Source organism: Synechococcus sp. CBW1006, assembly GCF_015840525.1.
In the GTDB taxonomy this organism is placed as follows: Bacteria; Cyanobacteriota; Cyanobacteriia; order PCC-6307; family Cyanobiaceae; genus CBW1002.
In genome coordinates this window covers 670672-696867 of record NZ_CP060396.1, presented here as the reverse complement: position 1 = coordinate 696867, position 26196 = coordinate 670672, and the positions used below count along the sequence as shown (strand labels likewise).

General features: G+C 60.5%; 26 protein-coding genes and 3 pseudogenes. 18 read left to right on the top strand and 11 right to left on the bottom strand.

The features are described 5' to 3' along the window. Window positions 1-49 precede the first annotated feature (49 nt). Window positions 50-1390, top strand: coding sequence for an amidohydrolase family protein (locus tag H8F26_RS03305; RefSeq protein ID WP_197157439.1), 1341 nt, complete (start codon window positions 50-52; stop codon window positions 1388-1390). A 214-nt stretch (window positions 1391-1604) separates the two neighbouring features. On the opposite strand, the gene H8F26_RS03300 is transcribed toward H8F26_RS03305, so the two are convergent. The 3 genes from H8F26_RS03300 to H8F26_RS03290 form a co-directional block, all read right to left on the bottom strand. Further along, complete coding sequence (locus H8F26_RS03300) at window positions 1605-2015, bottom strand: hypothetical protein (protein ID WP_197157437.1); 411 nt, start codon at window positions 2013-2015, stop codon at window positions 1605-1607. A gap of 162 nt (window positions 2016-2177) precedes the next feature. After that, window positions 2178-2540 carry a type II toxin-antitoxin system VapC family toxin gene (locus H8F26_RS03295; protein ID WP_197157435.1) on the bottom strand — a complete coding sequence of 121 codons (363 nt, stop codon included), beginning with the start codon at window positions 2538-2540 and terminating at the stop codon, window positions 2178-2180. 13 nt (window positions 2541-2553) lie between these two features. Further along, window positions 2554-2850 carry an AbrB/MazE/SpoVT family DNA-binding domain-containing protein gene (locus tag H8F26_RS03290; protein WP_231594931.1) on the bottom strand — a complete coding sequence of 99 codons (297 nt, stop codon included), beginning with the start codon at window positions 2848-2850 and terminating at the stop codon, window positions 2554-2556. Window positions 2851-3228: 378 nt separating this feature from the next. On the opposite strand from H8F26_RS03290, the gene H8F26_RS03285 reads away from it, so the two are divergent. The 13 genes from H8F26_RS03285 to H8F26_RS03225 all read left to right on the top strand — a co-directional run bounded on the left by H8F26_RS03285 (window position 3229) and on the right by H8F26_RS03225 (window position 12793). Further along, a complete protein-coding gene (locus tag H8F26_RS03285) occupies window positions 3229-3381 on the top strand; it encodes a type II toxin-antitoxin system RelE/ParE family toxin (protein WP_231605438.1) in 153 nt (50 codons plus the stop codon). An 11-nt stretch (window positions 3382-3392) separates the two neighbouring features. After that, on the top strand, window positions 3393-5816 hold the full coding sequence (locus tag H8F26_RS03280; protein WP_231605437.1) for a DEAD/DEAH box helicase family protein: 2424 nt from the start codon (window positions 3393-3395) through the stop codon (window positions 5814-5816). Between the two features lie 355 nt (window positions 5817-6171). Continuing rightward, window positions 6172-6426: a type II toxin-antitoxin system Phd/YefM family antitoxin gene (locus H8F26_RS03275; RefSeq protein ID WP_197157429.1), complete on the top strand. Its 255-nt coding sequence runs from the start codon at window positions 6172-6174 to the stop codon at window positions 6424-6426. After that, entirely contained in the window at window positions 6416-6697 is a 282-nt protein-coding gene (locus tag H8F26_RS03270; protein WP_197157427.1) for a type II toxin-antitoxin system RelE/ParE family toxin, read from the top strand. Before H8F26_RS03275 ends, H8F26_RS03270 begins: the two co-directional genes overlap by 11 nt. Window positions 6698-6773: 76 nt before the next feature. Next, window positions 6774-7091 (top strand): ribbon-helix-helix protein, CopG family, encoded by a 318-nt coding sequence (locus tag H8F26_RS03265; RefSeq protein ID WP_197157425.1) that lies wholly within the window; start codon window positions 6774-6776, stop codon window positions 7089-7091. Then, window positions 7091-7438: a type II toxin-antitoxin system PemK/MazF family toxin gene (locus H8F26_RS03260; RefSeq protein WP_197157423.1), complete on the top strand. Its 348-nt coding sequence runs from the start codon at window positions 7091-7093 to the stop codon at window positions 7436-7438. Before H8F26_RS03265 ends, H8F26_RS03260 begins: the two co-directional genes overlap by 1 nt. A 13-nt stretch (window positions 7439-7451) precedes the next feature. Continuing rightward, window positions 7452-9842, top strand: coding sequence for a DEAD/DEAH box helicase family protein (locus tag H8F26_RS03255; protein WP_231605436.1), 2391 nt, complete (start codon window positions 7452-7454; stop codon window positions 9840-9842). Between the two features lie 599 nt (window positions 9843-10441). Next, the gene (locus tag H8F26_RS03250) at window positions 10442-10696 is read left to right on the top strand and encodes a type II toxin-antitoxin system Phd/YefM family antitoxin (protein WP_197157421.1); all 255 of its coding nucleotides are present in this window, start codon (window positions 10442-10444) and stop codon (window positions 10694-10696) included. Next, a complete protein-coding gene (locus H8F26_RS03245) occupies window positions 10686-10967 on the top strand; it encodes a type II toxin-antitoxin system RelE/ParE family toxin (protein ID WP_197157419.1) in 282 nt (93 codons plus the stop codon). Before H8F26_RS03250 ends, H8F26_RS03245 begins: the two co-directional genes overlap by 11 nt. Before the next feature lie 18 nt (window positions 10968-10985). Further along, complete coding sequence (locus tag H8F26_RS03240) at window positions 10986-11564, top strand: hypothetical protein (protein ID WP_197157417.1); 579 nt, start codon at window positions 10986-10988, stop codon at window positions 11562-11564. A 113-nt stretch (window positions 11565-11677) separates the two neighbouring features. Then, window positions 11678-11842 (top strand): hypothetical protein, encoded by a 165-nt coding sequence (locus tag H8F26_RS03235; RefSeq protein ID WP_197157415.1) that lies wholly within the window; start codon window positions 11678-11680, stop codon window positions 11840-11842. A 68-nt stretch (window positions 11843-11910) separates the two neighbouring features. Beyond that, window positions 11911-12327, top strand: a complete 417-nt coding sequence (locus H8F26_RS03230; protein WP_197157413.1) for a lysozyme inhibitor LprI family protein — start codon at window positions 11911-11913, stop codon at window positions 12325-12327. A gap of 46 nt (window positions 12328-12373) precedes the next feature. Beyond that, complete coding sequence (locus H8F26_RS03225; RefSeq protein ID WP_197157412.1) at window positions 12374-12793, top strand: nuclear transport factor 2 family protein; 420 nt, start codon at window positions 12374-12376, stop codon at window positions 12791-12793. Between the two features lie 9 nt (window positions 12794-12802). Here H8F26_RS03225 and H8F26_RS03220 read toward each other — a convergent pair whose 3' ends face one another. Together H8F26_RS03220 and H8F26_RS03215 are read right to left on the bottom strand one after the other, a co-directional pair. Continuing rightward, the gene (locus H8F26_RS03220) at window positions 12803-13486 is read right to left on the bottom strand and encodes a cupin domain-containing protein (RefSeq protein WP_197157410.1); all 684 of its coding nucleotides are present in this window, start codon (window positions 13484-13486) and stop codon (window positions 12803-12805) included. Between the two features lie 57 nt (window positions 13487-13543). Further along, on the bottom strand, window positions 13544-13789 hold the full coding sequence (locus H8F26_RS03215) for a hypothetical protein (RefSeq protein WP_197157408.1): 246 nt from the start codon (window positions 13787-13789) through the stop codon (window positions 13544-13546). 351 nt (window positions 13790-14140) lie between these two features. Here H8F26_RS03215 and H8F26_RS03210 point away from each other — a divergent pair. The 3 genes and pseudogenes from H8F26_RS03210 to H8F26_RS03200 form a co-directional block, all read left to right on the top strand. Then, window positions 14141-14773: pseudogene (locus H8F26_RS03210) on the top strand (IS630 family transposase); the annotation flags it as partial. Between the two features lie 138 nt (window positions 14774-14911). Next, a complete protein-coding gene (locus H8F26_RS03205; protein WP_197153750.1) occupies window positions 14912-16402 on the top strand; it encodes an IS66 family transposase in 1491 nt (496 codons plus the stop codon). 435 nt (window positions 16403-16837) lie between these two features. After that, window positions 16838-18397, top strand: a complete 1560-nt coding sequence (locus H8F26_RS03200) for a glycosyltransferase (RefSeq protein WP_231605435.1) — start codon at window positions 16838-16840, stop codon at window positions 18395-18397. Window positions 18398-18521: 124 nt separating this feature from the next. Here H8F26_RS03200 and H8F26_RS03195 read toward each other — a convergent pair whose 3' ends face one another. Continuing rightward, window positions 18522-20072 (bottom strand): IS5 family transposase, encoded by a 1551-nt coding sequence (locus tag H8F26_RS03195; protein ID WP_197154850.1) that lies wholly within the window; start codon window positions 20070-20072, stop codon window positions 18522-18524. A 278-nt stretch (window positions 20073-20350) separates the two neighbouring features. Continuing rightward, window positions 20351-20822: pseudogene (locus H8F26_RS03190) on the bottom strand (transposase); the annotation flags it as partial. Window positions 20823-20928: 106 nt separating this feature from the next. Here H8F26_RS03190 and H8F26_RS03185 point away from each other — a divergent pair. Next, window positions 20929-22422 carry an IS66 family transposase gene (locus H8F26_RS03185; protein WP_197155527.1) on the top strand — a complete coding sequence of 498 codons (1494 nt, stop codon included), beginning with the start codon at window positions 20929-20931 and terminating at the stop codon, window positions 22420-22422. Window positions 22423-22520: 98 nt separating this feature from the next. On the opposite strand, the pseudogene H8F26_RS03180 reads toward H8F26_RS03185, so the two are convergent. The 4 genes and pseudogenes from H8F26_RS03180 to H8F26_RS03165 all read right to left on the bottom strand — a co-directional run. Next, a pseudogene (locus H8F26_RS03180) lies at window positions 22521-23378 on the bottom strand (transposase); the annotation flags it as partial. A gap of 11 nt (window positions 23379-23389) precedes the next feature. Further along, window positions 23390-24244 (bottom strand): sulfotransferase, encoded by an 855-nt coding sequence (locus H8F26_RS03175; protein WP_197157404.1) that lies wholly within the window; start codon window positions 24242-24244, stop codon window positions 23390-23392. A gap of 328 nt (window positions 24245-24572) precedes the next feature. Next, on the bottom strand, window positions 24573-25109 hold the full coding sequence (locus H8F26_RS20050; protein WP_197157402.1) for a transposase: 537 nt from the start codon (window positions 25107-25109) through the stop codon (window positions 24573-24575). Window positions 25110-25821: 712 nt separating this feature from the next. After that, a complete protein-coding gene (locus H8F26_RS03165; protein ID WP_197157400.1) occupies window positions 25822-26139 on the bottom strand; it encodes a transposase in 318 nt (105 codons plus the stop codon). Window positions 26140-26196: the final 57 nt, after the last annotated feature.

Here is a 26196-nt window from a genome sequence, read left to right as displayed (position 1 = left end):
GCCATGGGTCGCGATAAGGTCTATAATTGGATTAAAGGTGCTCCTGATCATGAGTAATCAGCAATCCGTCGACACCCTCATTTCAGGTGGCATCGTCGTCACCATGGATATTCATCGACGCGTCATTGCCGATGGGGCCGTGGCCATTAAGGCAGGCAGAATCGTTGCCGTCGGGGAGCGTGCATCCGTCGAAGCGAGCTGCAGCCCCCAGCAGCGCATCGATGCCATCGGGCGCGCCGTCATTCCAGGGCTGATCAATGGCCATGCCCATCTGCCGATGACTCTGTTCCGTGGCCTGGCGGATGACCAGGACCTCGACGACTGGCTGCAACACACGATCTTCCCTGCCGAAGCGATGAACGTGGATGAAGCCTTCGTGCGCTGCGGCACACGCCTCGGACTCGCTGAGCTGATTCGCGGCGGTATCACCACCGTCTGCGACATGTATTACTACGAAATGGCCGTAGCCGAGGAGGTGGCAGCCGCCGGGCTGCGCGGTCTGCTTGGGCAAGCTCTGATTGACTTCCCAGCTCCCGACGCCGCCGACCATGCCACGGCGCTCAACACCATCCATCGCTTCGTGGAGCGCTGGCAGGGTCATGCCCTGATCACTCCGGCGATCGCCCCGCATGCCCCCTACACCGTGGGAGATGAGCATCTGATCGAGGCTCACCGATTCGCCCTTGAACGCGATTGCCCGCTGATCATTCACCTGGCGGAAAGCCGCCATGAGGTTTCAGAGAGCCTGCGGCTCAAGGGGGCCAGACCCGTGGAACATCTGGCGCGCCTCGGGGTGCTCAGCGAGCACATGGTGGCGGCTCATGTCGTCTGGGCAGAAGCCCATGAACTCGATATGCTGGCCCACCATGGCGTCGGCGTGGTGCATAACCCTCAGTCGAACATGAAGCTCGCCTCCGGTGTAGCACCGCTACCGCAGATGCTGTCGCGGGATATGGCGGTTGGACTAGGCACTGATGGCTCGGCCTCCAATAATGATCTTAGCCTCTGGGAGGAAATTGACACGGCAGCCAAGCTGCACAAGTTGATCACGGCTGATCCCAAGGTGGTCTCCGCACAGCAAGCGTTTGAGCTCGCTACGATCCGCGGGGCGAGAGCCCTGCATCTGGAAGCCCAGATCGGCTCTCTGGAAGTGGGCAAGCGGGCGGATGTCGTTGTGCTGGAAATGGAAGCGATCGACCAGGTTCCTCTAAGTAGTATCTATTCGGCTCTGGTCTATGCCACCAAGGCCAATGATGTCTGCGATTTATTAGTGAATGGCCGTGTGTTGATGCGTGATCGCCAGTTAATCACCATCGACGAAGCACAGGTCAGAAATGCTAGCCTTGTTCTTAGACATCAGATCATCGAACGGCTTCAAGCCGTTGCTTGACTGCCCTCTCACAGCCTGTTGATCCTGAAAGTCACTTAGGCGGCCTGAGCCGCCTTATTGCTTCCTTGGCCGGCGATCACATTGGAGCCTTTAATGAATCGAAGGGGTTGCTTCTGAATCAAGCCGTGAAGACTCGCTTCCTAGGTGTTACCAATCGGCTGGAGCCATCGCTGGGGGTGAAAGGTTTGGCCTAAGATCGACACAAAAAGCCAATCTATTCAGGATGTGGGTATCCGCCAAAGACCCACATCGACAAGCGGCAAGAGAATGAAGAGGAAGTGTGCTGGGGAGAACTGCCCGTCTTGTACCCATCGAGCTCATCGAAGCCATCGGCTGGATCGTCCTGCTCGTAGGGCACGAACTCAAACACCTGAACTACGCGTAGCTGGAAGGTCATGCCACAGCCTTTCTCTCCGTCCCAACCGTAGATGTTGAATATGACGACCACGTTGGAGCCGTTGCCGATGGCCGCGCCATCCAAGTGCTGCTTTTTCTGATCGACGATGCGGGGACCCTCGGACAGGGAGCCATGGCGCCGCTGAAACTGAGGCACCTTGACTCGAGACGAACGGTGATCTCGCTCGGCTTCTCCTTGTCGGGCTTCCAGGGGAAGCCCAAGTTTCATTGCCGCGATGCAGAGTGGCCCGAAGAGCTGGGCTGGTTGAAGACGTGGAGCTGAATCGCCTCGCTGATGCTCGCCTGGCGGACGGGCAAGAGCCGTTGCAGGTCAGTCTTGCTGCCCTCTGACTTCGAGTTTCCTCTGGAGGCTCCGCTTCGTATTGTTGATTTACTCCAGTGCTGACATCATCCCGAGGGCAGCTGCAGCCTGCTGCATCCAGCTATCGAAGCTGGGCAGATGGGTGCAGCGGCTGCGCGAGGCCACCGACTGATGAAAGCGGTCGCGATCGAGGGAGCGAAGTTCCACACCGCCCTGCAGCAGGCGCTCGAACTGCTCCCCAGCGGCCTGGCGTACTTCAGAACTGAGGCCGTGATGGCGCTGCTTGATCCCCAGGGCGCTGTGGGTCTCGGTGATCAGCCAGTCGCTGCTGATCAGGAAGTCGCGGGATTCCGCAAACCAGTCGAGCGCTTGGGCACTGCGTTCTTCCGGGGTCAGCAGAGCCACCACCACGCTGGTGTCGAGATAGATCATCGAGGGCTCAGCGTCACCAGCGTTCACCGCCGCGGCATTCCTCGATCACCGAAGGGGTGAGAGGCATGGTGGCCTGAAGCTGGCGCAGATCAGCGGCCAGGACAGAGCGATCCAGCTTGCGCAGAGGCTCCAGGCTCAGGCGGCCATCAGCTCCAACGACGATGTCGATCTGATCGCCTTCCTGCAGTCCGGCCTGACGCAGGCAATCGGCCGGGAGCCTGACCGCCAGGCTGTTCCCCCAGCGGCGGATCGCCTGCGGGAAGTGCTGGCCAGCATCAGCTGAGCGATCCTGAGGCCTGGACTGTGTCAAGGAGCATCTGCGGCCGATCACGGCCGCCTGTAGAGACATGACTCTACGTCCGACTTGTGGCATTCTGGGCTGTAGATGCCGCCGGCTCCAGCCGGTGATCCTGGCTTCCACGTTCTCGAGTTGCCACTGCAGGGGCCCCCGGCCTTGGGTGCAGCCGCAGCTGGCGGAGTGTTTCGCGGCTTATGCCCAGGGCAGCGCATGCCTCGGCGGTCGTCACCCAGACCCGGTGACGACCAGACGGGGTGGGGTCGTCTGGTTCTCCATCAGCCCAGCTCCCGCACCACGTCGACAACGGCCGGGTTCCAGAGGATCTGCTAGCCGCTATGTCCATGCCGCCAGGTGCCAGGGCTGACTGAGCCCAGGATCCCCGCGAGCAAATTGCGTAGATCCTCCAACCGCTACAACATCAAATGTCGTGCCTCCGGGTACTGCCTCGTCTACGAGGTGCGTGAGCACGAGCTGCTGGTGCTGGTTGTGGCGGTTGGCAAGCGGGAGCGTAATGCTGTCTACCGACAAACTGCCCAGCGCTGAGGCCCTGCCTCATGGCCGACTCGATGCACCCCGAGCTGGATCAGCTGCGCCGGGAGAACGCCCGCTTGATTGGGCTTCTGGAGGCCCACGGCATCGCCTGGCGATCCGGCGGCCCTGCCCCAACGGAACCCGCGCCGATTTCGCAGGCAGCACCTGCCAACGGCCCCAGTTCCACGCGGGAGAAGGTGGCGCTGTTCCGGCGCCTGTTCCGCGGTCGCGACGACGTGCATGCCCTGCGCTGGCAGAGCAACAGCAGCGGGCGCTCGGGGTATGGGCCGGCCTGTGCGAATGAATGGAAGCCGGGGATCTGCGAGAAGCCTCGTGTGGCGTGCCGCGACTGCAGCCACCGGGAGCTATTGCCGCTCAGCGATGCGGCGATCTACGGCCATCTGGCCGGAGACCACACCATCGGCCTCTACCCCCTGCTGGAGAACGACCACTGCCACCTGCTGGCCGTCGACTTTGACGAGCAGGACTGGCGTGATGACGCCCGGGCCTTTCTGGGCTCCTGCCGGCAGCTGGGCGTGCCAGCGGCCCTGGAGATCTCCCGTTCCGGAGAGGGCGCCCACGTGTGGGTGTTCTTCGAGGAGGCGGTACCGGCCCGAGAGGCCCGTCAACTCGGGGCAGCCCTGATCAGCCACACCTGCGCTGCGTCATATCAATTGCAGCTGAGCTCCTACGACCGGCTCTTCCCCAATCAGGACAGCATGCCCAAGGGGGGCTTCGGCAACCTGATCGCCCTGCCGCTGCAGAAGGAAGCCCGGCAGCGGGGTTGCAGCGTGTTCGTGAATGACGACCTGCATCCCTATCCCGATCAGTGGGCCTATCTGGCAACCCTGCAGAGGTTGCCTGTGGCGGGGCTGCAGACCTTGATCCAGAGCGCCACGTGCGGTGCCCATCCTCTCGATCTGGCGTTCATCGACGAGGAGGACATGGCGACTCCATGGAAGGCAGCGGTGCCGCTTTCGCGGCTCAGGGGACCGCTGCCCACCTCCCTCACGCTCACCCTGGCTGATCGCCTCTATGTGGAGCGCTTGGGCCTACCGCAGCCACTACTCAATCGCCTGATTCGCCTCGCCGCCTTCGCCAACCCGGCCTTCTTCAAGGCCCAGGCGATGCGACTGTCGGTGTGGGACAAACCGCGGGTGATCGGCTGCGCCGAGAACTTTCCTCAGCACATTGCCCTGCCTCGGGGCTGCCTGGAACCCGTGCAGACCCTGCTGCAGGAGCAGGGGATCAGCTGGGAGCTGGTGGATGAACGTCAGAACGGCTCACCGCTGGAGATGGCGTTCACGGGCCAGCTGCGCGCTGACCAGGAGGCCGCCGTCGAAGCGATGCTGCGCCATGACATCGGCGTGCTGCAGGCACCGACGGCCTTCGGGAAAACGGTGGTGGCGGCAGCGATCCTGGCCCGGCGGGGTGTGAACACCCTGGTGCTGGTGCATCGGGCGGATCTGCTGCGCCAATGGCAGGAGCGGCTCCACACCTTTCTGGATGTCGCTCCCGAGGCGATCGGTTGCATCGGTGGAGGCAAAGCCAAGCCCACCGGCCAACTCGACATCGCCGTGATGCAGTCGCTGGTGCGCAAGGGCGAGGTGAATCCCTTGGTGCAGAGCTACGGGCAGGTGATTGTCGACGAATGCCACCACATCGCGGCGGCGTCCTTTGAGGCCATCCTGCGCCAGGTGAAGGCCCGCTACGTGCTGGGGCTGTCGGCCACCCTGGTGCGCCGCGACGGTCTGCAGCCGATCCTGTTCATGCAGTGCGGCCCCATTCGCCACACCGCCCAGCGGCCTGCCGGAGCGCCCCAGACCCTGGAACTGGTGAGCCGCACCCATCAGCTCGAGGGGCTGCCAACCGATCTGCCGATCCAGGAGCTGATGCGCCGCTTGGCGGAAGACCCACGCCGCACCGAGCGGATCGTGGAGGAGGCTCTCGCCTGCTGGGGTGACGGCCACCGTTTGTTGCTCCTGAGCGAGCGCACCGATCACATCACGACGATCGCCGCCGCTCTGGCTGACAGGGTGGCAAACCTGTTCCTGTTGCATGGGCGGCTGAGCGCACGCCAGCGCAGCGCCACCCTGGCCGCGCTGGAAGCGTTACCTCCTGATGCACCCCGCATCGTGCTGGCCACCGGCCGTCTGGTGGGTGAAGGTTTCGACCATCCGCCGCTCAACACGCTGCTGCTGGCCATGCCCGTGTCGTGGCAGGGCACATTGCAGCAATACGCCGGCCGCCTGCATCGGCAGCAGGCTGGCAAAACCAGCGTGCGCATCATCGACTGGCTTGATCTCGGCCATCCGGTACCGCAACGGATGTGGGAGCGGCGGCTGCGGGGCTATCGGGCCATGGGCTATGCGCTGCGTGCAGATCAGCTATCAATGGCAATCACCTCATCGAAAGCTTCTCACGGACCTTCTCACATCCAAGCCTGAGGGCTTGCGAGACTCACCGCAGCGCAGGCAGTTCGGCCAATCCATCGAGAAGCTTCCCAAGCTGAACGTCGCCGGTTCGAGTCCGGTCACCCGCTTACCAGTTCAGGCCTGAAAATTTGTTGTTCCTCAATCGATCATCGCGATTGGCACTCGCTGGCAGCACGCCAGAAGCTGACTGTGAATGACAGGTAATAGCCGCGATTGGTTCAACCTTCTCACAGGGCTTCTCACCTCCGGGTCGTTTCATGGCCTGATTTGACCGTCCTTGATCGCCCCGGGTTGTCGCCGTGGATCGACCGAACCTGAGACCTGACTGGCGACCCAAGATGCGGTTCTGACCCGGACTGACCCTGTGATGGCCCACCGCGTACTCACCGAGACAGCGGTGAGCATCTCGGAACACAAGAAAAACCCCATGGCCACCGTGGCGGCAGGAGAGGGAATGGCCGTCGCGGTGCTCAACCGCAACGAGCCGGCCTTCTACTGCGTGCCGGCCAGGGCTTACGAAGAACTGATGGATCTGGTGGACGACCTGGAGCTGGGCCGCATCGCCGATGCCCGGCTGACGGACGGCCAGGAGCCTGTGCGGGTCAGCCTCGATGCTCTTTGAGCTGGCCTTTCACCCGGAAGCCCTTCGGGAGTGGCGGAAGCTGACGCCAGGAATCCGGGAGCAGTTCAGGAACAAGTTGGCCGGGCGGCTGACTGAGCCCAGGATCCCCGCGAGCAAATTGCGTGGATCCTCCAACCGCTACAAGATCAAGTTGCGGGCCGCCGGGTACCGTCTGGTCTACGAGGTGCGTGACCATGAGCTCCTCGTCCTTGTCGTGGCGGTGGGCAAGCGGGAGCACAATGTTGTCGACCAGCGTGCCGATCAGCGCTGAAGCCGACCGACGGACCCGGCCGCGCGCATCACGCCGTGCATGACAGAATGGATGACAGATCATCTGTTCATGTTGCATGCCGGCCTTCAGTCTTCGGCTCCCCCAGGACCTGGAGCGCAGACTGGGCGAGGAAGCCCTCCACTGCGGCCAGCCCCGCTCGGAGCTGATCCGCGAGGCACTGGAGGAGCTGCTGCGCCGCCGGGAGCAGCAGCGCTTCATGGCCGGGCTCGTCGCCGCCGCCGAAGCGCTGGTGAGGGATCCTTCAGCCCGCGCTGAAAGCCTGGATGTGGCGGCAGATTTCCTGCCGGCCGACTGCGAGGCTCTGGCGTTGGCGGAGGAGACGACCTCCCGGGAGCTGACCGGCCAACCGAGCCCCCAACCGTGGTGGCGCTGATGCGTCGGGGTGAGATCTGGGTGGCGCGTCTGAATCCCAACCAGGGCGCGGAGGTGGGAAAGCTGCGTCCCGTCGTGATCCTTCAGGCCGATCCGATCACCCAGGCCGGCCTGGCCACGGTGATCGTGGTGCCGCTCACCACCCAGGACCGGCCTGGCACCCGGGCGCTGCGGGTCCCGATCCGTGCCCGCGACCGCCTGCTCTGCGACTCCTTCGCCATGGCGGATCAGCTCCGCTCCCTGGATCGCTCCCGCCTTGGCGACGGCCCCCTCACCACCCTCGGCGGGGACGAACTGGCGGAGCTGGAGCGAGCGCTACTGGGGGTGCTGGGCATTGGGTTCGCCTGAGTGAGCGCATGCCGTGGCTGACTCCAGTCCCTCCGAGCTGAACCAGCTGCGCCGGGAGAACGCCTTCTTGATTGGGCTTCTGGAGGCCCACGGCATCGCCTGGCGATCCGGCGGACCTGACCCAACGGAACCCGCGCCGATTTCGAAGGCAGCACCTGCCAACGGCCCCAGTTCTACGCAGGAGAAGGTGGCGCTGTTCCGGCGCCTGTTCCGCGGTCGCGACGACGTGCATGCCCTGCGCTGGCAGAGCAACAACAGCGGGCGCTCGGGATATGCACCGGCCTGCGCCAATGAGTGGCGCCCAGGCATCTGCGAGAAGCCCAGGATCAGCTGCCGCGACTGCCATCACCGCAAGCTGCTGCCCCTCACCGATGCGGCGATCTACGGGCATCTGGCCGGCGAGCACACCATTGGCCTCTACCCCCTGCTGGAGAACGACACCTGTCATCTGTTGGCAGTGGATTTCGATGAGCAGGACTGGCGCGACGACGCCAGGGCCTTTCTGCAATCGTGTCGGGAGCTGGCAGTGCCCGCAGCGCTGGAGATCTCCCGCTCCGGGGAAGGTGCTCACGCGTGGGTGTTCTTCGAGGAGGCGGTACCGGCCCGGGAGGCTCGCCAGCTCGGGGCAGCCCTGATCAGCCACACCTGTAACGCCACGCGTCAGCTGCAGTTGAGCTCCTACGACCGGCTGTTTCCCAACCAGGACACCCTGCCGAAAGGCGGCTTCGGCAACCTGATCGCCCTGCCGCTGCAGAAGGAAGCCCGGCAGCGGGGTTGCAGCGTGTTCGTGGATGACGACCTGCAGCCCTATCCCGATCAGTGGGCCTATCTGGCAAGCCTGCAGAGGTTGTCGGTGGCCGGGCTGCAGACCTTGATCCAGAGCGCCACAGGCGGGGCCCATCCACTTGATCTGACGTTCATCGACGAGGAGGACCTGGCGACTCCATGGAAACCGCATCAGGCGGCTCCAGCGATCAGGGGACCGCTGCCCACCTCCCTCACGCTCACCCTGGCTGATCGCCTCTATGTGGAACGCTCGGGCCTGCCGCAGCCACTACTCAATCGCCTGATCCGCCTCGCCGCCTTCGCCAACCCGGCCTTCTACAAAGCCCAGGCGATGCGCCTGTCGGTGTGGGACAAGCCGCGGGTGATCGGCTGCGCCGAGAACTTTCCCCAACACATTGCCCTGCCTCGGGGTTGCCTGGAGCCGGCGCTGGCCCTGCTGCAGGAGCTGGGAATTGGCTGGGAACTGGTGGATGAACGCCAGAACGGCTCACCGCTGGAGCTGGTATTCACGGACCAACTGCGTGCTGACCAGGAGACCGCCGTGGAGGCGGTGCTGCACCATGACATCGGCGTGCTGCAGGCGCCGACGGCCTTCGGGAAAACGGTGGTGGCAGCAGCGATCCTGGCCCGGCGGGGTGTGAACACCCTGGTGCTGGTGCTGGTGCATCGGGCTGAGCTGCTGCGCCAATGGCAGGAGCGGCTCCACGCCTTCCTGGATGTCGCTCCTCAGGCGATCGGTTGCATCGGTGGTGGCAAAGCCAAGCCCACCGGGCAACTCGACATCGCTGTGATGCAGTCGCTGGTGCGCAAAGGCGAGATGAATCCCGTGGTCCAGGGCTACGGGCAGGTGATCGTTGACGAGTGCCACCACATCGCGGCGGCATCCTTTGAAACGATCCTCAGGCAGGTGAAGGTCCGCTATGTGCTGGGGCTGTCCGCCACCCTGGTCCGCCGCGACGGTCTGCAGCCGATCTTGTTCATGCAGTGCGGCCCCATTCGCCACACCGCCCAGCGGCCTGCCGGAGCGCCCCAGATCCTGGAGCTGGTGAGCCGCACCCATCAGCTCGAGGGGCTGCCAACCGATCTGCCGATCCAGGAGCTGATGCGCCGATTAGCGGAGGACCCACGCCGCACCGAGCGGATCGTGGACGAGGCTCTCGCCTGCTGGGGTGACGGCCGCAATCTGTTGCTCCTGAGCGAGCGCACCGATCACATCACGACGATCGCCACCGCTCTGGCTGGGGAGGTGCCGAACCTATTCCTTTTGCATGGCCGGCTGAGCGCACGCCAGCGCAGCACCACCCTTGCCGCGCTGGAGGCGTTGCCTCTCAACGAACCCCGCATCGTCCTGGCCACAGGCCGTCTGGTGGGAGAAGGATTCGACCATCCGCCACTCAACACTCTGCTGCTGGCGATGCCCGTGTCCTGGAAAGGCACACTGCAGCAATACGCCGGCCGCCTGCATCGGCAACAGAGCGGCAAGACAAGCGTGCGAATCATCGACTGGGTCGATCTCGGCCATCCGATCACGCAACGGATGTGGGAGCGACGGCTGCGGGGCTATCGGGCCATGGGCTACGCGCTGCTTGCAGATCAGCTATCGATGGCAGGCGTCTGAGCGAAAGCTTCTCACAGACCTTCTCACGTCCAAGCCTGAAGGCATAGGAGACCCACAGCGGCGCAAGCGGTTCGGCCGATCAATCGAGAAGCTTCCCAAGCTGAACGTCGCCGGTTCGAGTCCGGTCACCCGCTTTTAGTCAAGAACTGAAAAGCGCCGAAGATCAAGCGTGCGGCCTCTCTCCCATCGGCTGGCAGGAGTCCAGTCGGAGCTTGGCAATGACCGGCAGTGCCAAGGGGTGACATCGACCTTCTCACAAAGCTTCTCTCGCGACTGCGCCATTGATTGGTCAGGCATTCATCTGCGCGGGGTGAACTCATGGTCCGCCCAGCACTGGATCGTCCGGAATCACGACTGGGCGGAGGTTGCCAACTGAATTCGGCCCAACATCATGCCCGGAGGTGATCAGGGCAAGCCGCTTCAGCATCAACGACCGATCGCCTGACGCTGCAATAACAGGGAAAAAATGTCCCAGGACGGTCTCCAGAATCGCTGGAGATCAGCCGGGCGCCACCCATTCGATCCAGACCCGCCTAGCGACCTGTCCAGAGACCTGACTGGAGACCTAGAATGTGGTGCATTGCCTTCCTGCTCCGCTGATGGTCCACCGCGTTCTCGCTGAGACAGCAGTAAGCATCTCGGAGCACAAGAAAAACCCCATGGCCACCGTGGCAGCCGGAGAGGGGATGGCCGTCGCAGTGCTGAACCGCAACGAGCCGGCCTTCTACTGCGTGCCGGCCAGGGCCTACGAAGAGCTGATGGATCTGGTGGACGACCTGGAGCTGGGTCGCCTCGCCGATGCCCGGCTGACGGACGGCCAGGAGCCGGTGCGGGTCAGCCTCGATGCCCTTTGAACTGGCGTTTCATCCCGAGGATCTGCGTGAATGGCGACAGCTGAGCGCGGGGATTCGCGAGCAGTTCAAAAAGAAGCTGGCTGAGCGGCTGGTTGTCCCGCGAATTCCCGCCAGCAAGCTGCGGGACTCCAGTGATCGGTACAAGATCAAGCTCCGCTCCGCCGGCTTCCGCCTGGTCTACGAGGTGCGTGACCACGAGGTGCTGGTGCTGGTTGTGGCGGTGGGCAAGCGGGAGCGCAATGCTGTCTACCGCCAGGCCGATCAGCGCTGAAGCCCTATGGCTGGCTCCATGCCCTCTGATCTGGATCAGCTGCGCCGGGAGAACGCTCGCTTGATTGAGCTGCTGGAGGCCCACGGCATCGCCTGGAGATCCGGCGGACCTGCCCCAACAGAACCCGTGCCGATTTTGGAGGCAGCACCTGCCAACGGTCCCGGTTCCACGCAGGAGAAGGTGGCGCTGTTCCGGCGCCTGTTCCGCGGTAGCGACGACGTGCATGCCCTGCGCTGGAAGAGCAACAGCAGCGGGCGCTCGGGCTATGCACCGGCCTGCGCCAATGAGTGGCGGCCAGGCATCTGCGAGAAGCCACGGATCTCCTGCCGCGACTGCAACCACCGCGAGCTGCTGCCCCTGAGCGATGCAGCGATCTACGGCCATCTGGCCGGAGACCACACCATCGGCCTCTACCCCCTGCTGGACAACGACCATTGCCACCTGCTGGCCGTCGACTTTGACGAGCAGGACTGGCGTGACGACGCCCGGGCCTTTCTGCGCTCGTGCCGGGAGCTGGCGGTGCCGGCAGCGCTGGAGACTCGCCAGCCGGGGGCGGCCCTGATCAGCCACACCTGCAATGCCACGCGTCAGCTGTAGTTGAGCTCCTACGACCGGTTGTTCCCCAACCAGGACACCCTGCCGAAAGGCGGCTTCGGCAACCTGATCGCCCTGCCGCTGCAGAAGGATCCCAGGCAGCGGGGCTGCAGACCGTGATTCAGACCGCCACCAGCGGCGCCCATCCGCTCGATCTCAGCTTCATCGACGAGGAGGACCTGGCGACCCGTCAACCAGGTTGTCGCCGGATAGCCTTGGCAAACCCGGCCTTTTACAAGGCCCAGGCGATGCAGCTCTCGGCGTGGACAAGCCGCGGGTGATCGGCTGTGCGGAGAACTTTCCCCAGCACACACCGGGCCAGACTCAAGGGCAGAGGCAGGACGATCCCATGGCATGGGCCAACCGAACGGGCAGTTTGATCGCCGCTTTCGCACTGTTCTCAGGACTGGCTGGGTGGGCGCAACCGCTCACCACGCCGCAGCAGAAGGAGACGCTGCAGCAGGAGACCCTGCAGCAATCCATCCAGCGGCGCCAGGCCTTCCCCTTCCGTCCCGACTGCAACGGCAACACCCAGGAGATGGCAGCCTGTCTCTGGCAGGAGCGGGACCAGGCCGATCAACGTCTGTTGCCCCTGCTGGGCGGCAGCCTGCCGCTGGAGCGCTGGAGAAGCGTCCGCCATTCAGTGTGTGAGCGCTCGGCCCAGCGGAGTCAGGGGGGCAGCATCCTGCCGATCCTCTGGCTCACGTGTGAAAACGAGCTCAACGCATCCCTGCTCCAACAGCTGACCACCCCCCTCGGCCGCTGATACCGGCCCCGGTTCTTGCCTCCACCACCTGCGCGTACGCAACACCATGGATGAAGCCAGCCTGCGAGCCCTGTTCACCAAGCCCTACGGCACACCAGCCCCGGCAGAAGATCAATGGCGCGCCCTCTATGACGATGATGTGCACTTTCAGGACCCCACCCAGGAGCGCCAGGGGATCGCGTCGTATATCGAGGCTCAGCAGGGTCTGGTGAAACGCTGCGATGACGTTTACCTCACAGCAGGGGCGATCGCGATTCAGGGCAAGACCGCGTTCATCGAATGGGAGATGGGCCTGATGATCAAGGGCATCGAATTCATCTATCCCGGCACAACCCGCCTGTACCTGAACGACGCCGGCAAGATCATCGACCACCGTGACTACTTCGACTTCGTGGGGCCGACCTTTGCGCCGGTGCCTGTGGTGGGCGGCTTCGTCCGCTGGCTGTACCAACGCTTCGTCGACTGAGGGTGGCGCTCAGGCTGCGGCTCCGTCCGGTCCCACGGTGGCTGGCAGGTGGCCTGTCTTCACCCAGATGGTGCAGCCCGAGTCACTCCAGGGCCGATGCGCACTGCCCGGTGGATTGCGCAGCCAGCTGCCGGCCGGATAGGTGCCCTGTTCGTCCTGAAACACGCCCTCCAGCACCAGGATTTCCTCGCCACCAGGATGGCCGTGCGGTTGGAACACCGTGCCGGGCGCCCAGCGAACCAGGGCCACATGCTCCGAGCCGTAGGCGTGCAAGGGCATCACCTCCAGCCCCGGCACCAGGCCAGGCAGCCAGTCGCGGCTGGGGGTGGCGATCCCCACGGTCTGCTGATCGGCCGGGTGCATCTGGTGCAGCTTGACCAGCAGCGTGCAGCCCTCTGCGCTGAAGGGCGCATGGCTGGAGCCGGCGGGGTTGCGCAGGTACGTGCCGACCGGATGGTCGCCGGCCTCGTCGGAGAAGGTACCCTGCAGCACCAGAATCTCCTCGCCACCGCCGTGGCTGTGGCGATCGAAGTGGCTGCCGGGGGCGTAGCGCACGATTGAGGTGGCGCGGGCCACCTCGCCGCCAAGGCGATCGAGCAGGCGCCGCTCGACTCCGGCCAGGGGTGATGGTGTCCAGGGGAGGCTGGTGGTGTCCAGCATCACCCGTTGGCTCAGATCGGCACGGAGCTCCATGGGGTGATTCTGCTCAACGGCGGATCCGCAGCAACTGAATGTGAGGAGGCAACCGCGTCACACCGCCTGGGCTTGCCGCCGGCTGAAGGCAACGACTCCAGCAGCAAGGGCTGCCACCCCCAGGGCGCCACTGGCGACCAGGAACACCAGCGTCTGCAGGGCCAGCAGGAACACCCCCAGAGCCGACGCCGCCTTGATCTGAATCCTGGCCTTGATCAGCAGGGTGAGCAGCAGCAGCACCGTGGCCCGCAGCCCGGCGATCCTGGCGGCAGACAGGGGACAGAGAGGGCAGGGCAGCAGCATGGTGGAAGTGCGATGCTTCAATCCTGGCGAAGCGGTGGATGGGGTGTGGATTCGCTGCTGCCCTACGACGTGCAGTAACTGTCACTTGTATTCGTGATGGCTGAGCCCCATAGCTTCCGATGTCCCCGTTGCGGTGGTCATGACCATGGCTTGGTCTATGGGCGCCTGCTCCAGCGTTACCAGTGCCGATTCGACGGAGCATGACGTTGCAGTTTGAGGTGGTCTGGCTTTTCTGGACAGGTCCCATCGTTAACCTCTGAGGCGGGGCACCGCCCCTGAAAGGGGCTCCCACCGATGAGCAAGCGCCGTACCCACAGCCCCGAGTTCAAGGCCAGGGTCGCCATGGAGGCGATCAGTGGCCTCTATCTGAATCCACCTGACAAGGCGATGGTGCTCTGCGTTGACGAGAAGACGCAGATCCAGGCTCTGGACAGGACTCAGCCGCTGCTGCCCATGGGCCTCGGTTACGTCGAGGGCGTCACCCATGACTACATCCGCCACGGCACCACCACCCTGTTCGCCGCCTTGGACGTGGCCACCGGTGAGGTGATCAGCCAGTGCACGACCCGGCACCGGCATCAGGAGTTCCTGGGCTTCCTGCGGCAGATCGAGACGTCCGTCCCCGAGGACCTTGATGTCCACCTGATCGTGGACAACTACTGCACGCATAAGCACGCCAAGGTGAGGGCCTGGCTGGCACAACGGCCCCGCTTCCACGTTCACTACACACCCACCTACGCCTCCTGGCTGAACCAGGTGGAGCGCTGGTTCGGGATCATCACCCAGCGGGCGATCCGGCGCGGCAGCTTCTCCAGCGTCTAGCCGCAGGCTTCCGCGAAGCGGTAGGAGCTGATCGCCAAGATCGAGCAGTTCGTGGCGGCCTACAACAAGACCAAGGCCCCGTTCAACTGGACGGCGACAGCAGATTCAATCCTGGAGAAGCTCAAGCGACTTTGCTCGCAAATCTCCGGGACGGCACACTAGGCGTAAGTAAGCATAATTGCAACAATCAACGAGCGTATCCGTTCAGGGGGCGTGACAGCTCGCGGCGAACATCGGCCCTGCTGAACCCTTGACGACAGCTTGATTTCCGGTTGCATCTCAGGTAGAGACCCGCCTGTGATGACCGCACATCCGGCTGGAATTCCAGAAGCCGACTGGCTGGAAACTCCCGCCAGCGTCAGAGCGCTGATCAACGCCCAGCAGCAGGAGATCGAGCTGTTGCGCGGCCAACTCACCTCCTTGGCCACCGAGTTGGCAAACCTGCGTGAGCGGATCGGACGCAGCTCTCGCAACTCATCCAAACCTCCCTCCAGTGATGGTCTGGGTTTTAAGCCGCCAGAACGGCGCAAGGGCAGTGGCCGCAAGCGGGGCGGCCAGCAGGGCCATCCCGGATCCGGACCAGAGCTGCTGTCGATCGAGCGGGTGGATCAGGTGGTGGATCACCACCCTGATGCCTGCCGCCGCTGTGGCACCTTGCTCCAGGGAGAGGATCTCGATCCCCTGCGCCATCAGGTGATCGAGATCCCGCCGATTACCCCGCTGGTGATCGAGCACCGGCTGCATCGCCTGGTCTGCCCCTGCTGTTCCACCAGCACCTGCGCCTCGTTGCCGGCGGATGTGGAGGCCAGTCACTACGGCCCAAGGCTCAGTGCACTGGTGGGCCTGCTGGGCAGTGCCTTTCCGTTGAGTTTCAGCAAGACCCAGGCCCTGCTCCAGCAGCTGGTAGGAGTGGAGATGAGCCGCGGCGCGATTGCACGGGTCCGCCAGCGCTTGAGTGCAGCACTGGAGCAGCCCATGCAGGAGGCCCTTGCTTTTGCCCGCGTGCAGCCGGTGGCCTACGTAGATGAAACTGGCGCCCCCACCGGCAATGCCGACGGCAACAATCCCACTGGAAAGCGGGGCTGGCAGTGGGTCATGGTCACCGCCGTGGTGACGGTATTTGTGCAAGGGCTGAGTCGATCGACGACCGCTGCCATCGAGCTGCTGGGGAACGCCTTTGGCGGGATTGTGGTGAGCGATCGCTTCTCGGCCTACAACCACCTGCCCACCAAGCAGCGCCAGCTGTGCTGGGCGCACCTGATCCGCGACCTGACGGCCATCGCCGAACGCCCGGGCGCCAGCGCTGAATTCGGAGCCCAGCTGCTGGGCCTGCAGCAGCAGCTGTTTGGCCACTGGCACCGCTACAAGGAGGGAAAGATTGACTGGCCCGCCTTGCAGCAAAGCTGCCGGCCGATCCGCCAGACCTTTGAGACCACGCTGCAGCGGGTAGTAGAGCTCGGCTACCAGCGCGGCGAGCGAACGCCTTGGGCCAGCACAGTGCGCACGTGCCAGCAGCTCCAGAAGGTGACAGGTGGGTTGTGGACCTTCCTGGAGAACGAGGGAATAGAGCCCACCAACAACGCCGCAGAACGTGCCCTGCGCCAATCGGTGATTCAGCGCAAGATCAGTCAAGGAGTCCAATCCCGCCAAGGTGCGATCTGCCGGAGCCGCCTGCTCACGGTCACCACTACCCTCAGGCAACAGGGGCGGGATGTCTGGGAGTTCCTGGAGCAGGCCTGGATCGCCCATCACCGCGATGGGGTGATGCCGTCACTGCTGAGCGATCCCTGAAGGCAGAAGAAAGGACAAGGAAGAGTCTCTGATCGCTCAGCGGTGAGCGATCAGGCTTGCATTCGTGCGGTGGGGCGTCCCGACCCCTGAACGCATACCAGGCAACAGGGGCGGGATGTCTGGGAGTTCCTGGAGCAGGCCTGGATCGCCCATCACCGCGATGGGGTGATGCCGTCACTGCTGAGCGATCCCTGAAGGCAGAAGAAAGGACAAGGAAGAGTCTCTGATCGCTCAGCGGTGAGCGATCAGGCTTGCATTCGTGCGGTGGGGCGTCCCGACCCCTGAACGCATACCAACGAGCGAGGGAAGCGCAAAACCGATCAGGCGAGATAGTATAGGCAACAGCATATTTTTCGTCGGCTCATGGAGCGGGTTACATTGATTATGACTGTAAGAGAGCGCTATGAAACCACGCTCAGATCAATCATCGAGACATTGAAGACGCTGCCCCCAGGCTGCAAGCTGATTTTTGCAGATGGTGCAACGCCCAAATATGTTCGGGAGCAGATAAAACCGTACAATAAAGAGGGAGTTCTCGAGGCAATCTACTTCAAGACAAGAAAGTGGCCCAATCAGATCAGGAAAAGAGTAATAGGAAGAATCAAATCAAAGTATGTGATATTTATTGACAATGATGTTATTCCTTCAGAGGGATGGATTGAACATCTGATTGATTGCGCTGAGGTCACAAGTGCAGCAATAGTTGCCCCGCTTTATTTAATTGGCAGAGACCCATCCACCGATACTATTCATATGGCAGGAGGAAGGCTGTCGTATCAAGGATTGGGTCACACAAGATCCCTGTACGAGGAGCATAGGCTCTCAAGCTCTTCGTTTTCAAAGCATGCGCCTCATCTTTTGAGAGAAGAGGTTGACTTTGGCGAGTATCACTGCCTCTTTATGCGCACTAAGTTTGCAAAGACTGTTGATGTCTTTTTTGATGGAATTTACGCTGTGCATGAGCATATACATGCATCATTGATGGCCAAAAAGCATGGCATGGCGACATATTTTGAGCCAAAGTCAGTTGTCACTTACTGTGCTTATCAACCTCTTCGAATTCAGGATAGAAAATATTTTGTTGAACGATGGGACCCAGCCAAGGCCGATCACTCACTGGTCAAGTTTTGTGAATATTGGCATCTCGTCGATGATGGACACTGCTTTGAGGGTATCCGTGGCTTTGTCAAGCGCCATCAGCGAATGGGACAGATTTTGAATACAGAGGGCGTAGTACCTGAGTCAAGGGCATTCGTCGCTAAGATCAAGGCAAGTGATGTGGCCAATTCAAGAAGCGAACTTTTTGCTCTTGCTATGAGTTTAGGCCTCACGGAAATTGAGAGACTAAGAATTGATAGGTGTTGTGAGCTGTCTACTGTATTTATGAATGGTGGGTACAGACCCTGTGGTCGACCATTCGTGAATCATCTTATTGGTGCGGCCTCAATTCTTGCTTGGCACGGAGTGAGTACTGAAATAATCTGCGCAGGGCTAATGCATTCTTTGTTGCAAGCCTCTCCCCTTAGAGGAGACAATGAGTTCAGCAAGACTGTTGCCGCAAGTATTAGTAGACTTGCGCCGGACTCCGCCCATATAGTTGCTATTTATTCGCAATGGCAGCGCCGACTAAAGAGATATCCCTACAAAGATCCTTTAGAGGTAAAGCGAATTGTAGATGGATTGACTGTTCTGGAGGCCAAGGCGACGATTGTTTTGGCCGCAGACTTTCTGGAGATGTGTTTAAGCGGAGAGTATCTCTATAGTCGCAGAATCAACGAATTTCCCGACGAAGGATTTATTTTGTTTCTTGTTGAAACCTTGAAAGCTCTAGAGATGTTTCAATTTGCCCAGAGTTTAATCGAGATTCGTGCTGATACTGCGAGAACGCTGCGCAAGGCTAGCCCTATTCATTGCGATGCTCGCAATCTTGATCAATTGTATTCGTATAGATATGATGGTGCTACGAAGTCGCCTATGATCGCGCTGGATGTTTAGAATTTAAATTGGGTGCCTACTTAGGGACTCCTGAAAAAGATTCTCGGCCCATCGGCGCCGGATTCGTCCGTTTGCTTCGCGTTAATCAGGCCGGCAAGCGCGGTGACATCAAGTGGGCCAGATCTCAAAAGGCTGGCTTGCAGATGCCCTCAGGCGCTCTGATCGCTGACCAGGCCATAAGAAAGCTGTAGATCCACCCAAAAAGAACGACAAAAAAGAGGCGCAGCAGCCTCAAGACCTTCTCCGCGCACATCACGACAAAGGCCATCGAGATGGAGGATTCGGCACCAGCTGGTAGACGAGCCTTGATCAGATCCAGCGAATACTTGCGCTTTCCAGAGCCAAAGACGCCTTCCACTTCATTGCGTCGTGCTTGATCAGATCGGAGCTGCTGCTTGTGTGTAGTAGTGACATCAGGATCCTTGGGCGGGCGGCCCAATCGCTTGCCGGAGAGGCGAATGCCGTTCCTCGTGCAGAAATGCCTATTCTTGGCCGTGATGTAAATCCGGTCGGCGCAGATGCGCTCTGGGTATGATCCTGTATCCAGCTTGTATTTTTCCGCCTGAGCGATCAGGTCTTCTCCTTCGTTGTAGGGGTTCCAGCTGATGCGGTGCAAGAACGGAAAGCCGTTTTGAACCGAAACGCTGATCTTGGCACCAAACTCCACCGCAGCACGTGCCTTGCCTCGCACCATTGGGCGGATATGGGTCTGCACAAGATTCACCAGGCGATCTGGAATGCTGTTGGTCCGAGAGTCGAGCAGAAGGCTCTGCTGCCGCTCCAGCTCGCTGCAGGCCAGTAACTTCTGCCACCAATGCCTCTTGAGCTCGGAAAGCCTTGCCCCACAGTCGATCAGAGCGTCAATAGCCTTGAGATTCTGGCGCACATAGCCAAGCTGATGTTTAATGGAAGCCTTCACCTTGCGTCGGCGTGGCCGTTTCTGCTTCGCGACTCTGAGGAAATGAGCACGAGCAAGGCCACGGTCGTAGCGCGGTCGATGTCTCCTGAATCCCGATGACTGACTGCACAGATTATCAATGACTCGCTCGGTCGTTGTGCGAGCCTCGTTGAGGAGCTTGAGGTCTCTGGGATAGGTGATGTCGGCAGGAGTGCAACTGGCATCAATCGTGAGAGTGCCCCAATTCTTTCCTTCTGGCCAGTCAGCAGGCTTGATCAACGCATCAAGTTCTAGCTGAGCGCCTCCTCCACTCGAATCACGATCATCATGGTCGTCATCGTCTGCTGCCTGAGCAAGTGCTTCCAGAAGGATCTCTTTGCCGCGCTGCACTACCAGCTCATTGATACGGCGCAGATCCTCATCAGAAAAGCGTTTGCGAAAGTGCACCATCATCGAGGCATCAAACGGTGCTTTGGCTGTGTAGCCCGCAAAGCCGAGAAAGAACTGCACATAGGCGTTCTCTCTGATCTGATGGACAGTCTCCTCGTCGGTGAGCCCTAACTTCTGCTTGATGTAGAGAGCACCAAAGGCCATCCTCACTGATTTGGCTGGAGCGCCAATTGTGGAGCTGAATTGAGTGGCATAGGTTTCTTCCAGCTCATCCCATGGGATCAGCCCCTCCAGTTGAACCCAGCGGTTCTCGGGATCAAGTGTGCCGCCAAATGGCAGGTGGAACTCCTTGATTGAGATCTGACCGTTATTGTGCCTCCGGTACATTTGGAACGATCAGGAGTAAAGGCAATCACGGATTGCCTGATTCACGGCCACTTTAGCGGTTTCTCATGCTTGAGACAAGCTGCGGCGCAATGGATCTGGATTTTTCAGGAGTCCCTACTTAGGGCCTCCTGAGAAAGTAAGAACCAGCCCCAGGTCAGCAAAGTGGGGAGGCCCCGGCCCAACACTGAGTGTTGCTCAGGCTGCAGCCGGTTGATTGCTCAGGAGCCGCTCCTCGCCTCTTCGGATGGATTCAGTGCCGATCAGTAGCTGAAACAAGAAGGCAAAAAGAACCAAAAGAAGCCCCAGCAGCTTCTCGAGGTTCATTACCAGTACAGCCAATGCAATGGCTGATCCTTGGGTGGCAGCGAGCTTCTCACGAATCAAACCCAATCCAAATCGCCGCTTCCCCTGTCCGATTTTGCCTTCTACCGCGTTACGTTGCCGTTGATCATCAAGACACTGTCTCTTCTCTTCTGCCACAAGCTTAGGATCGCTCTTGGGCCGACCAAGGCGAGGTCCACTCAGGCGAATCCCATGACGCTGACAGAAAGCGCGGTTCGCTCGAGTCCGATAGATCTGATCGGCACAGATCACTTCTGGATAATGACCATGACGACGGCGATAGGCTCTTGCTTGAGCCTTTAGATCTTCTCCTTCATTGTAGGGATCGTAGCTCAGGCGATCTAGGTAGGTGAATCCATCACCCGTAACTGAAATTGAGATCTTGGCTCCGAATTCGACATTACATCTGGCGTAAGCATTCAGGGGTCGGGACAGCACGCGGCGAACATCGTCTCTGCTGAACCCTTGACGGCGTCCTGATTCCCGTTTGCATCTCAGGCAGAGACTGCTTGAGATGGGCGCCCCTCCTGCTGGCATTTCCGAGGTGGACTGGTTGTCGTGGCCAGCTGGTGCCAGGGAGTTCATCCTGGCTCAACAGGAGGAGATGGTGCAGCTCCGCGTCCAGCTCACCGCCCTGGCGACCGAACTGGCCCATCTGCGCGAGCGGATCGGCCGCAGCTCCCGCAATTCTTCCAAGCCTCCCTCCAGTGATGGCCAGGGGTTTAGGCCGCCCGAACGACGCAAGGGCAGTGTCCGCAAGCGCGGCGGCCAGCCGGGCCATCCCGGATCTGGGCCGGAGCTGCTGCCGATCGAGCGGGTGGATGAGGTGGTCGAGCACCACCCCCAGGCCTGCCGCCGCTGCGGCACGTTGCTACAGGGTCAGGATCCCGAGCCCTTGAGGCACCAGGTGATCGAGATTCCACCGATCACGCCTCTGGTGATCGAGCACCGGCTGCACCGCCTGGTCTGCCCCTGCTGTTCCACCAGCACCTGTGCCTCGTTACCGGCGGAGGTGGAAGTAAGCCATTACGGTCCCCGGCTCAGTGCTCTGGTGGGTCTGCTGGGTAGTGCCTTCCCGTTGAGTTTCAGCAAGACCCAGGCGCTGCTGGATCAGCTGCTGGGGGTACAGATCAGCCGGGGAGCGATGGCCACTATCCGCCAGCGCTTGAGTGCAGCACTGGAGCAGCCCATGCAGGAGGCCCTTGCGTTTGCCCGTCAGCAGTCGGTGGTCTATGTCGATGAAACCGGTGCCCCCACCGGTAATGCCGATGGGGGCAACCCCGATGGCCGGCGCGGCTGGGAGTGGGTCATGGTGACCGCCATGGGGGTGACAGTGTTCTTGCAGAGCCTGAGCCGCTCGGCTGCCGCCGCGATCGACCTGCTCGGGAATGCCTTTGGCGGAATTGTGGTGAGCGATCGCTTCTCCGCCTACAACCATCTCCCGCTGGAGCAGCGCCAGCTGTGCTGGGCGCACGTGATCCGCGATCTCACCGCCATCGCTGACCGTCAGGGCGCCAGCGGTGAGATTGGAGCGGAGCTGCTGGGCCTGCAGCAGCAGCTGTTTGCCCAGTGGCACCGCTACAAAGACGGAACGATCGACTGGTCCACGTTGCAGCAGGGCTGTCGGCCGATCCGCCAGGCGTTTGTGGGCACGCTGCAGCGGGTTGTGGAGCTGGGCTGCCAGCGCGGCGAGCGAACGCCGTGGGCCAAGACGGTGCGTACCTGCCATCAGTTGCTGCAAGTGAGCGATGGCCTCTGGACCTTCCTGGAGATTGAAGGGATCGAGCCCACCAACAACGCAGCCGAGCGTGCCCTGCGCCATTCGGTGATTCAGCGCAAGATCAGCCATGGCGTCCAATCCCGCCAGGGTGCGATCTGCCGCAGCAGGCTGCTCACGGTCACCACCAGCCTGCGGCAACAGGGCCGTGATATCTGGCAGTTCCTGGAGCAGGCCTTGATCGCCCATCATCGCGGCGGTGAGATGCCATCGCTGTTGCCGAATCCCTGAGCCGGCCGTCATCGATCGTGGTGTCTGTGGTTGCTCGTTGATCAGCGATCAAGGGTGGAATGCTGCGCTGCTGCGTCACGGCCCCTGAACGGATACCATCTGGCTTTGCCACGAACTATGGGCCTGATGTGAGCCTGGAAGAGGCTCACGATCCGATTGGGGATGCTTCTGCTGTCTGAGTGGTAGAGAATCTTCTGCTGGCGAACCAGCTCGCTGACCACCAAGAGTTTGTGATACCAGTGTCTTCCTGCGGCCAAAAGGCAGGCACTGCAAGCGATCAGGGCATCAATACTGCCAAGATTCCGTTGAAGATGGCCGAGCTGCTGCTTGATCGCTCTTCGAATCTTGCTGATGCGAGGGCGCTTCTTCTTTGCCACTGCCAAAAACTGCTGACGGGCTTTCTTTCGATGCGTACGTGGCTTCTGGCCAAACGCCTCTCTGATCGGCTGATGCATCGCATCAATCAGTTTTTCTGTAACTTCTCTGGCTTTATTGAGCAGAGATAAATCAGTCGGATAGCGGATGTCAACCGGTGCGCATGTGGCGTCAATCAAGAGTGTGCCTTGGTTGGCCGATGGCATAGACGTGTGATCATTGCTGCCATGTCCCGTGGAAGAACCGTCACCTTTGTCTGCACCTTGATCATCGTCGGCATCTGCGGCCTGGATCACATGCAGCCCATGGCGCACGATCCGTTCGTTGCAGTCGTTGATCACTGACTCCGGCAGGCGCTTCCGGAAATAGACCATCATCGATGGATCGAACGGTGCTGAGAACTGGAACGCTTCTAATCCAATGAAGAATTGCAGGTACGGATTTTCCTTGAGTTGCTCAACCAGCTCCTCGTCTGTGATCGCCATGCGAGCCCTGATGATCAGGGCACCCAATGCCATTCGAAATGGCTTGGCAGGTGCCCCAAAGCCTTTGCAGAACTGCGACGAGTACAGATACTTCAAAAGAGGAAGAACTATTTGCCCAAGAGGATCTCGGCAAGCCGCGAGTCAAGCACATTGACACAGTAATTATTGTCAGCCTCGTCTGTCGCGTTGAAAGCAGGGATAGAGAAATTGACAAAACAGGGCAGCTCAAGAAAGTCTGCTATAGGCTTGACCGAATCCTCTTTGGTCAGATCAATCACGAGGAGGTCTTGCTCTCTTCTTTGAAAATACTTCAAGATCTGATCTCGCCTCTCTATATAAAGGTGGATATAGTGTTTCTTATCATAAAGCAGAGACCAGTCGTGCACAACTCTTTGCAGTCTATCGTCGACCCTTGCAAGCCAGAAATATTCGGTCTTTGTTTTTAGGAAACCACTCCTCAAGAAAGAGAAATCCGCGATGTCCTTAGGGGACACTTCGCCCACTGCTTTTCCGATATTCTTTGCTTGAAATCTGACTAGAGACTCAAACCAAGATTCAGGATCTCTATATGTATAAATAAACTTACTCCCAGGAAAGGCTGAGTCTAGCGCAACCCATGTTAGACCGTCTGAAAATGGTGAATCCTGGAAGAAGTCGTATTGCCTAATCTTTTCGAATAATTCTTGATACAATCCATGCTGAAGCTGTTCTGAGGTTGACATCGCCATCTCCAGTTCAGGTGCGCAATCATAGCCTAAAAGATTCATGAGCGCGTTCATTGTTGTAGTACCTGTCTTGTGAGAGCCGATACAAAAACACTTGTTCCATTTCTTTGCCTTCGCATAAGGGCGCAACTTAAGCCGGACGCCTGCAACGCTTAGGCTCATTTTATAGCTAGCGATTATTGAGCCTGCAGTATACATCTTATAGCCGCTAACGGTGACTTTCAGGGAAGGTGTCACTCCTTGGCTGCCATTCAGGCGGCCTCGATTAAGGGTAGCGCGAGGATCGGATCTGGTTCCTCTGGTGGCTTGTTGATCCACACGTCTTCGGGTTGGCGCCAGCAGCGAGTGGATCGGCTCCAGCGTCTTGGATGAGCCTGGCGGGCCTTCTCGTAGACATCGGCTCGGATGAGCTGAAACGCACCAACTCCTTCCTCGATCTACACGAATCCCCTCGATCGCTGAGTTGCACATTCAGCGATCAGGGTTCATAGTGGAACGATGGAGCTGCGCAATCAGCTCCCAAGCAGTCATCCCCTGACTGCTCCTGATCACCCTCCTGAAAGGGTCACAGGACCTCCTGAGTTACACCACTCGAAGGGGCGCTATCCTGTGGTCGGCAGATAGGTGATGTCCCAGCTCCAAACCTGGTTTGGCCCATCCGCCCTGAGGCGCGGTACGGAGCGCTGTTCCTGCGGCAGCCGGGACCGTCCACGGCGGTGGCACTGTCCCGCCTGGTGCAACACCCGATAAAAGCTGCTCTCCGAACCGATAAACAGGCCCTGATCAGCCTGAGGGCATCGAGGTTGCGCCGGCGGAACTCGCTGATTCGGCTGTGGTCCGGCTGCTGGTTGCCGGTCAGCACGCGGAAAGCCAGATCCTCGTAGCAGGCCCGCTCGATCTTCCTGGAGGAGACGATGCCCACGCAGTAGGCGTAAAGCAGCAGCATCGTCATCATGCGTGGATCGAATCCCTTCTCTCCGCGGGGATCCTTGGCCTGAGCGGGAATCAGGATCTCCGAGAGATCCAGCTCATCCACCAGGTCCAGCAGGAAATACACCTGATGGTCATCGGCCAGCCACTCACGCGGCGAGGGAGGCAGCAAGGTGGTCTGATCCGGCTGCCAGGGGCGAAAGGTCTTGCGTTTCTGCATGCCCCATTCTCTCGTCCAGATCTATTGCAGTCACTGGGATCTGGGCAGATTTATGGGCGTCTGTAGGGAGGCTGGACGCTGATCTATGCGCGACAGGCTCCTAGTGTTAACGATGTCAGGGAGCAAACCTGTCCAAGAAAGGGCGCCCACCTAAGATACACTGCGGCACAGCCGCTCTGCCCTTTCTCAGGAGGCCCTTAAATAGAGATTCAGCGACCATAAAGGACATGTTGATAGAGTTGGATCTGCTAGCAAAGCAGAAATGAGACTTTCAAGTCAAGATTTGATGACAGCCAGCCCTAGGCAAGTGTATTACCTTCATGTCCCAAAGTGCGGGGGCAAGACAATAAGAAGGATCATGGGTGATCTATTCGTTGATAATTCCTTGGTGAAGAGACTTTGCGGTGATGTGAGAATGCATATGCATTTCCATGAGGCTGCTTGGGTGATGATCAGAAGCAAAGAGAGTGGAGAATGGGAAAGGACTCGACAGCTAGTCTCCTGTCGAAGTCTACTGGCTTTGGCACCAAACATCGTGGCGACGGTGAGGCACCCGCTAAAAATCTTGGTATCCGTTCAGGGGCCGTTACGCAGCAGCGCAGCATTCCACCCTTGATCGCTGATCAACGAGCAACCACAGACACCACGATCGATGACGGCCGGCTCAGGGATTCGGCAACAGCGATGGCATCTCACCGCCGCGATGATGGGCGATCAAGGCCTGCTCCAGGAACTGCCAGATATCACGGCCCTGTTGCCGCAGGCTGGTGGTGACCGTGAGCAGCCTGCTGCGGCAGATCGCACCCTGGCGGGATTGGACGCCATGGCTGATCTTGCGCTGAATCACCGAATGGCGCAGGGCTCGCTCTGCAGCATTGTTGGTGGGTTCGATGCCCTTGATCTCCAGAAACGTCCAGAGGCCATCAGCCACCTGGAGCAACTGCCGGCAGGTAGGGACTCCTGAAAAAGATTCTCGGCCCATCGGCGCCGGATTCGTCCGTTTGCTTCGCGTTAATCAGGCTGGCAAGCGCGGTGACAT

What these genes read in the sequence shown, in the direction of transcription:
- H8F26_RS03270 (WP_197157427.1), top strand. Translation starts at nt 6,416, where the DNA reads ATGCTCTTTGAGCTGGCCTTTCACCCGGAAGCCCTTCGGGAGTGGCGG.
- H8F26_RS03250 (WP_197157421.1), top strand. Translation starts at nt 10,442, where the DNA reads ATGGTCCACCGCGTTCTCGCTGAGACAGCAGTAAGCATCTCGGAGCAC.
- H8F26_RS03280 (WP_231605437.1), top strand. Translation starts at nt 3,393, where the DNA reads ATGGCCGACTCGATGCACCCCGAGCTGGATCAGCTGCGCCGGGAGAAC.
- H8F26_RS03230 (WP_197157413.1), top strand. Translation starts at nt 11,911, where the DNA reads ATGGCATGGGCCAACCGAACGGGCAGTTTGATCGCCGCTTTCGCACTG.
- H8F26_RS03220 (WP_197157410.1), bottom strand. Translation starts at nt 13,486, where the DNA reads ATGGAGCTCCGTGCCGATCTGAGCCAACGGGTGATGCTGGACACCACC.
- H8F26_RS03195 (WP_197154850.1), bottom strand. Translation starts at nt 20,072, where the DNA reads ATGTACCGGAGGCACAATAACGGTCAGATCTCAATCAAGGAGTTCCAC.
- H8F26_RS03185 (WP_197155527.1), top strand. Translation starts at nt 20,929, where the DNA reads ATGGGCGCCCCTCCTGCTGGCATTTCCGAGGTGGACTGGTTGTCGTGG.
- H8F26_RS03205 (WP_197153750.1), top strand. Translation starts at nt 14,912, where the DNA reads ATGACCGCACATCCGGCTGGAATTCCAGAAGCCGACTGGCTGGAAACT.
- H8F26_RS03260 (WP_197157423.1), top strand. Translation starts at nt 7,091, where the DNA reads ATGCGTCGGGGTGAGATCTGGGTGGCGCGTCTGAATCCCAACCAGGGC.
- H8F26_RS03225 (WP_197157412.1), top strand. Translation starts at nt 12,374, where the DNA reads ATGGATGAAGCCAGCCTGCGAGCCCTGTTCACCAAGCCCTACGGCACA.
- H8F26_RS03295 (WP_197157435.1), bottom strand. Translation starts at nt 2,540, where the DNA reads ATGATCTATCTCGACACCAGCGTGGTGGTGGCTCTGCTGACCCCGGAA.
- H8F26_RS03240 (WP_197157417.1), top strand. Translation starts at nt 10,986, where the DNA reads ATGCCCTCTGATCTGGATCAGCTGCGCCGGGAGAACGCTCGCTTGATT.
- H8F26_RS03275 (WP_197157429.1), top strand. Translation starts at nt 6,172, where the DNA reads ATGGCCCACCGCGTACTCACCGAGACAGCGGTGAGCATCTCGGAACAC.
- H8F26_RS03245 (WP_197157419.1), top strand. Translation starts at nt 10,686, where the DNA reads ATGCCCTTTGAACTGGCGTTTCATCCCGAGGATCTGCGTGAATGGCGA.
- H8F26_RS03265 (WP_197157425.1), top strand. Translation starts at nt 6,774, where the DNA reads ATGCCGGCCTTCAGTCTTCGGCTCCCCCAGGACCTGGAGCGCAGACTG.
- H8F26_RS03305 (WP_197157439.1), top strand. Translation starts at nt 50, where the DNA reads ATGAGTAATCAGCAATCCGTCGACACCCTCATTTCAGGTGGCATCGTC.
- H8F26_RS03300 (WP_197157437.1), bottom strand. Translation starts at nt 2,015, where the DNA reads ATGAAACTTGGGCTTCCCCTGGAAGCCCGACAAGGAGAAGCCGAGCGA.
- H8F26_RS03165 (WP_197157400.1), bottom strand. Translation starts at nt 26,139, where the DNA reads ATGGGCCGAGAATCTTTTTCAGGAGTCCCTACCTGCCGGCAGTTGCTC.
- H8F26_RS03215 (WP_197157408.1), bottom strand. Translation starts at nt 13,789, where the DNA reads ATGCTGCTGCCCTGCCCTCTCTGTCCCCTGTCTGCCGCCAGGATCGCC.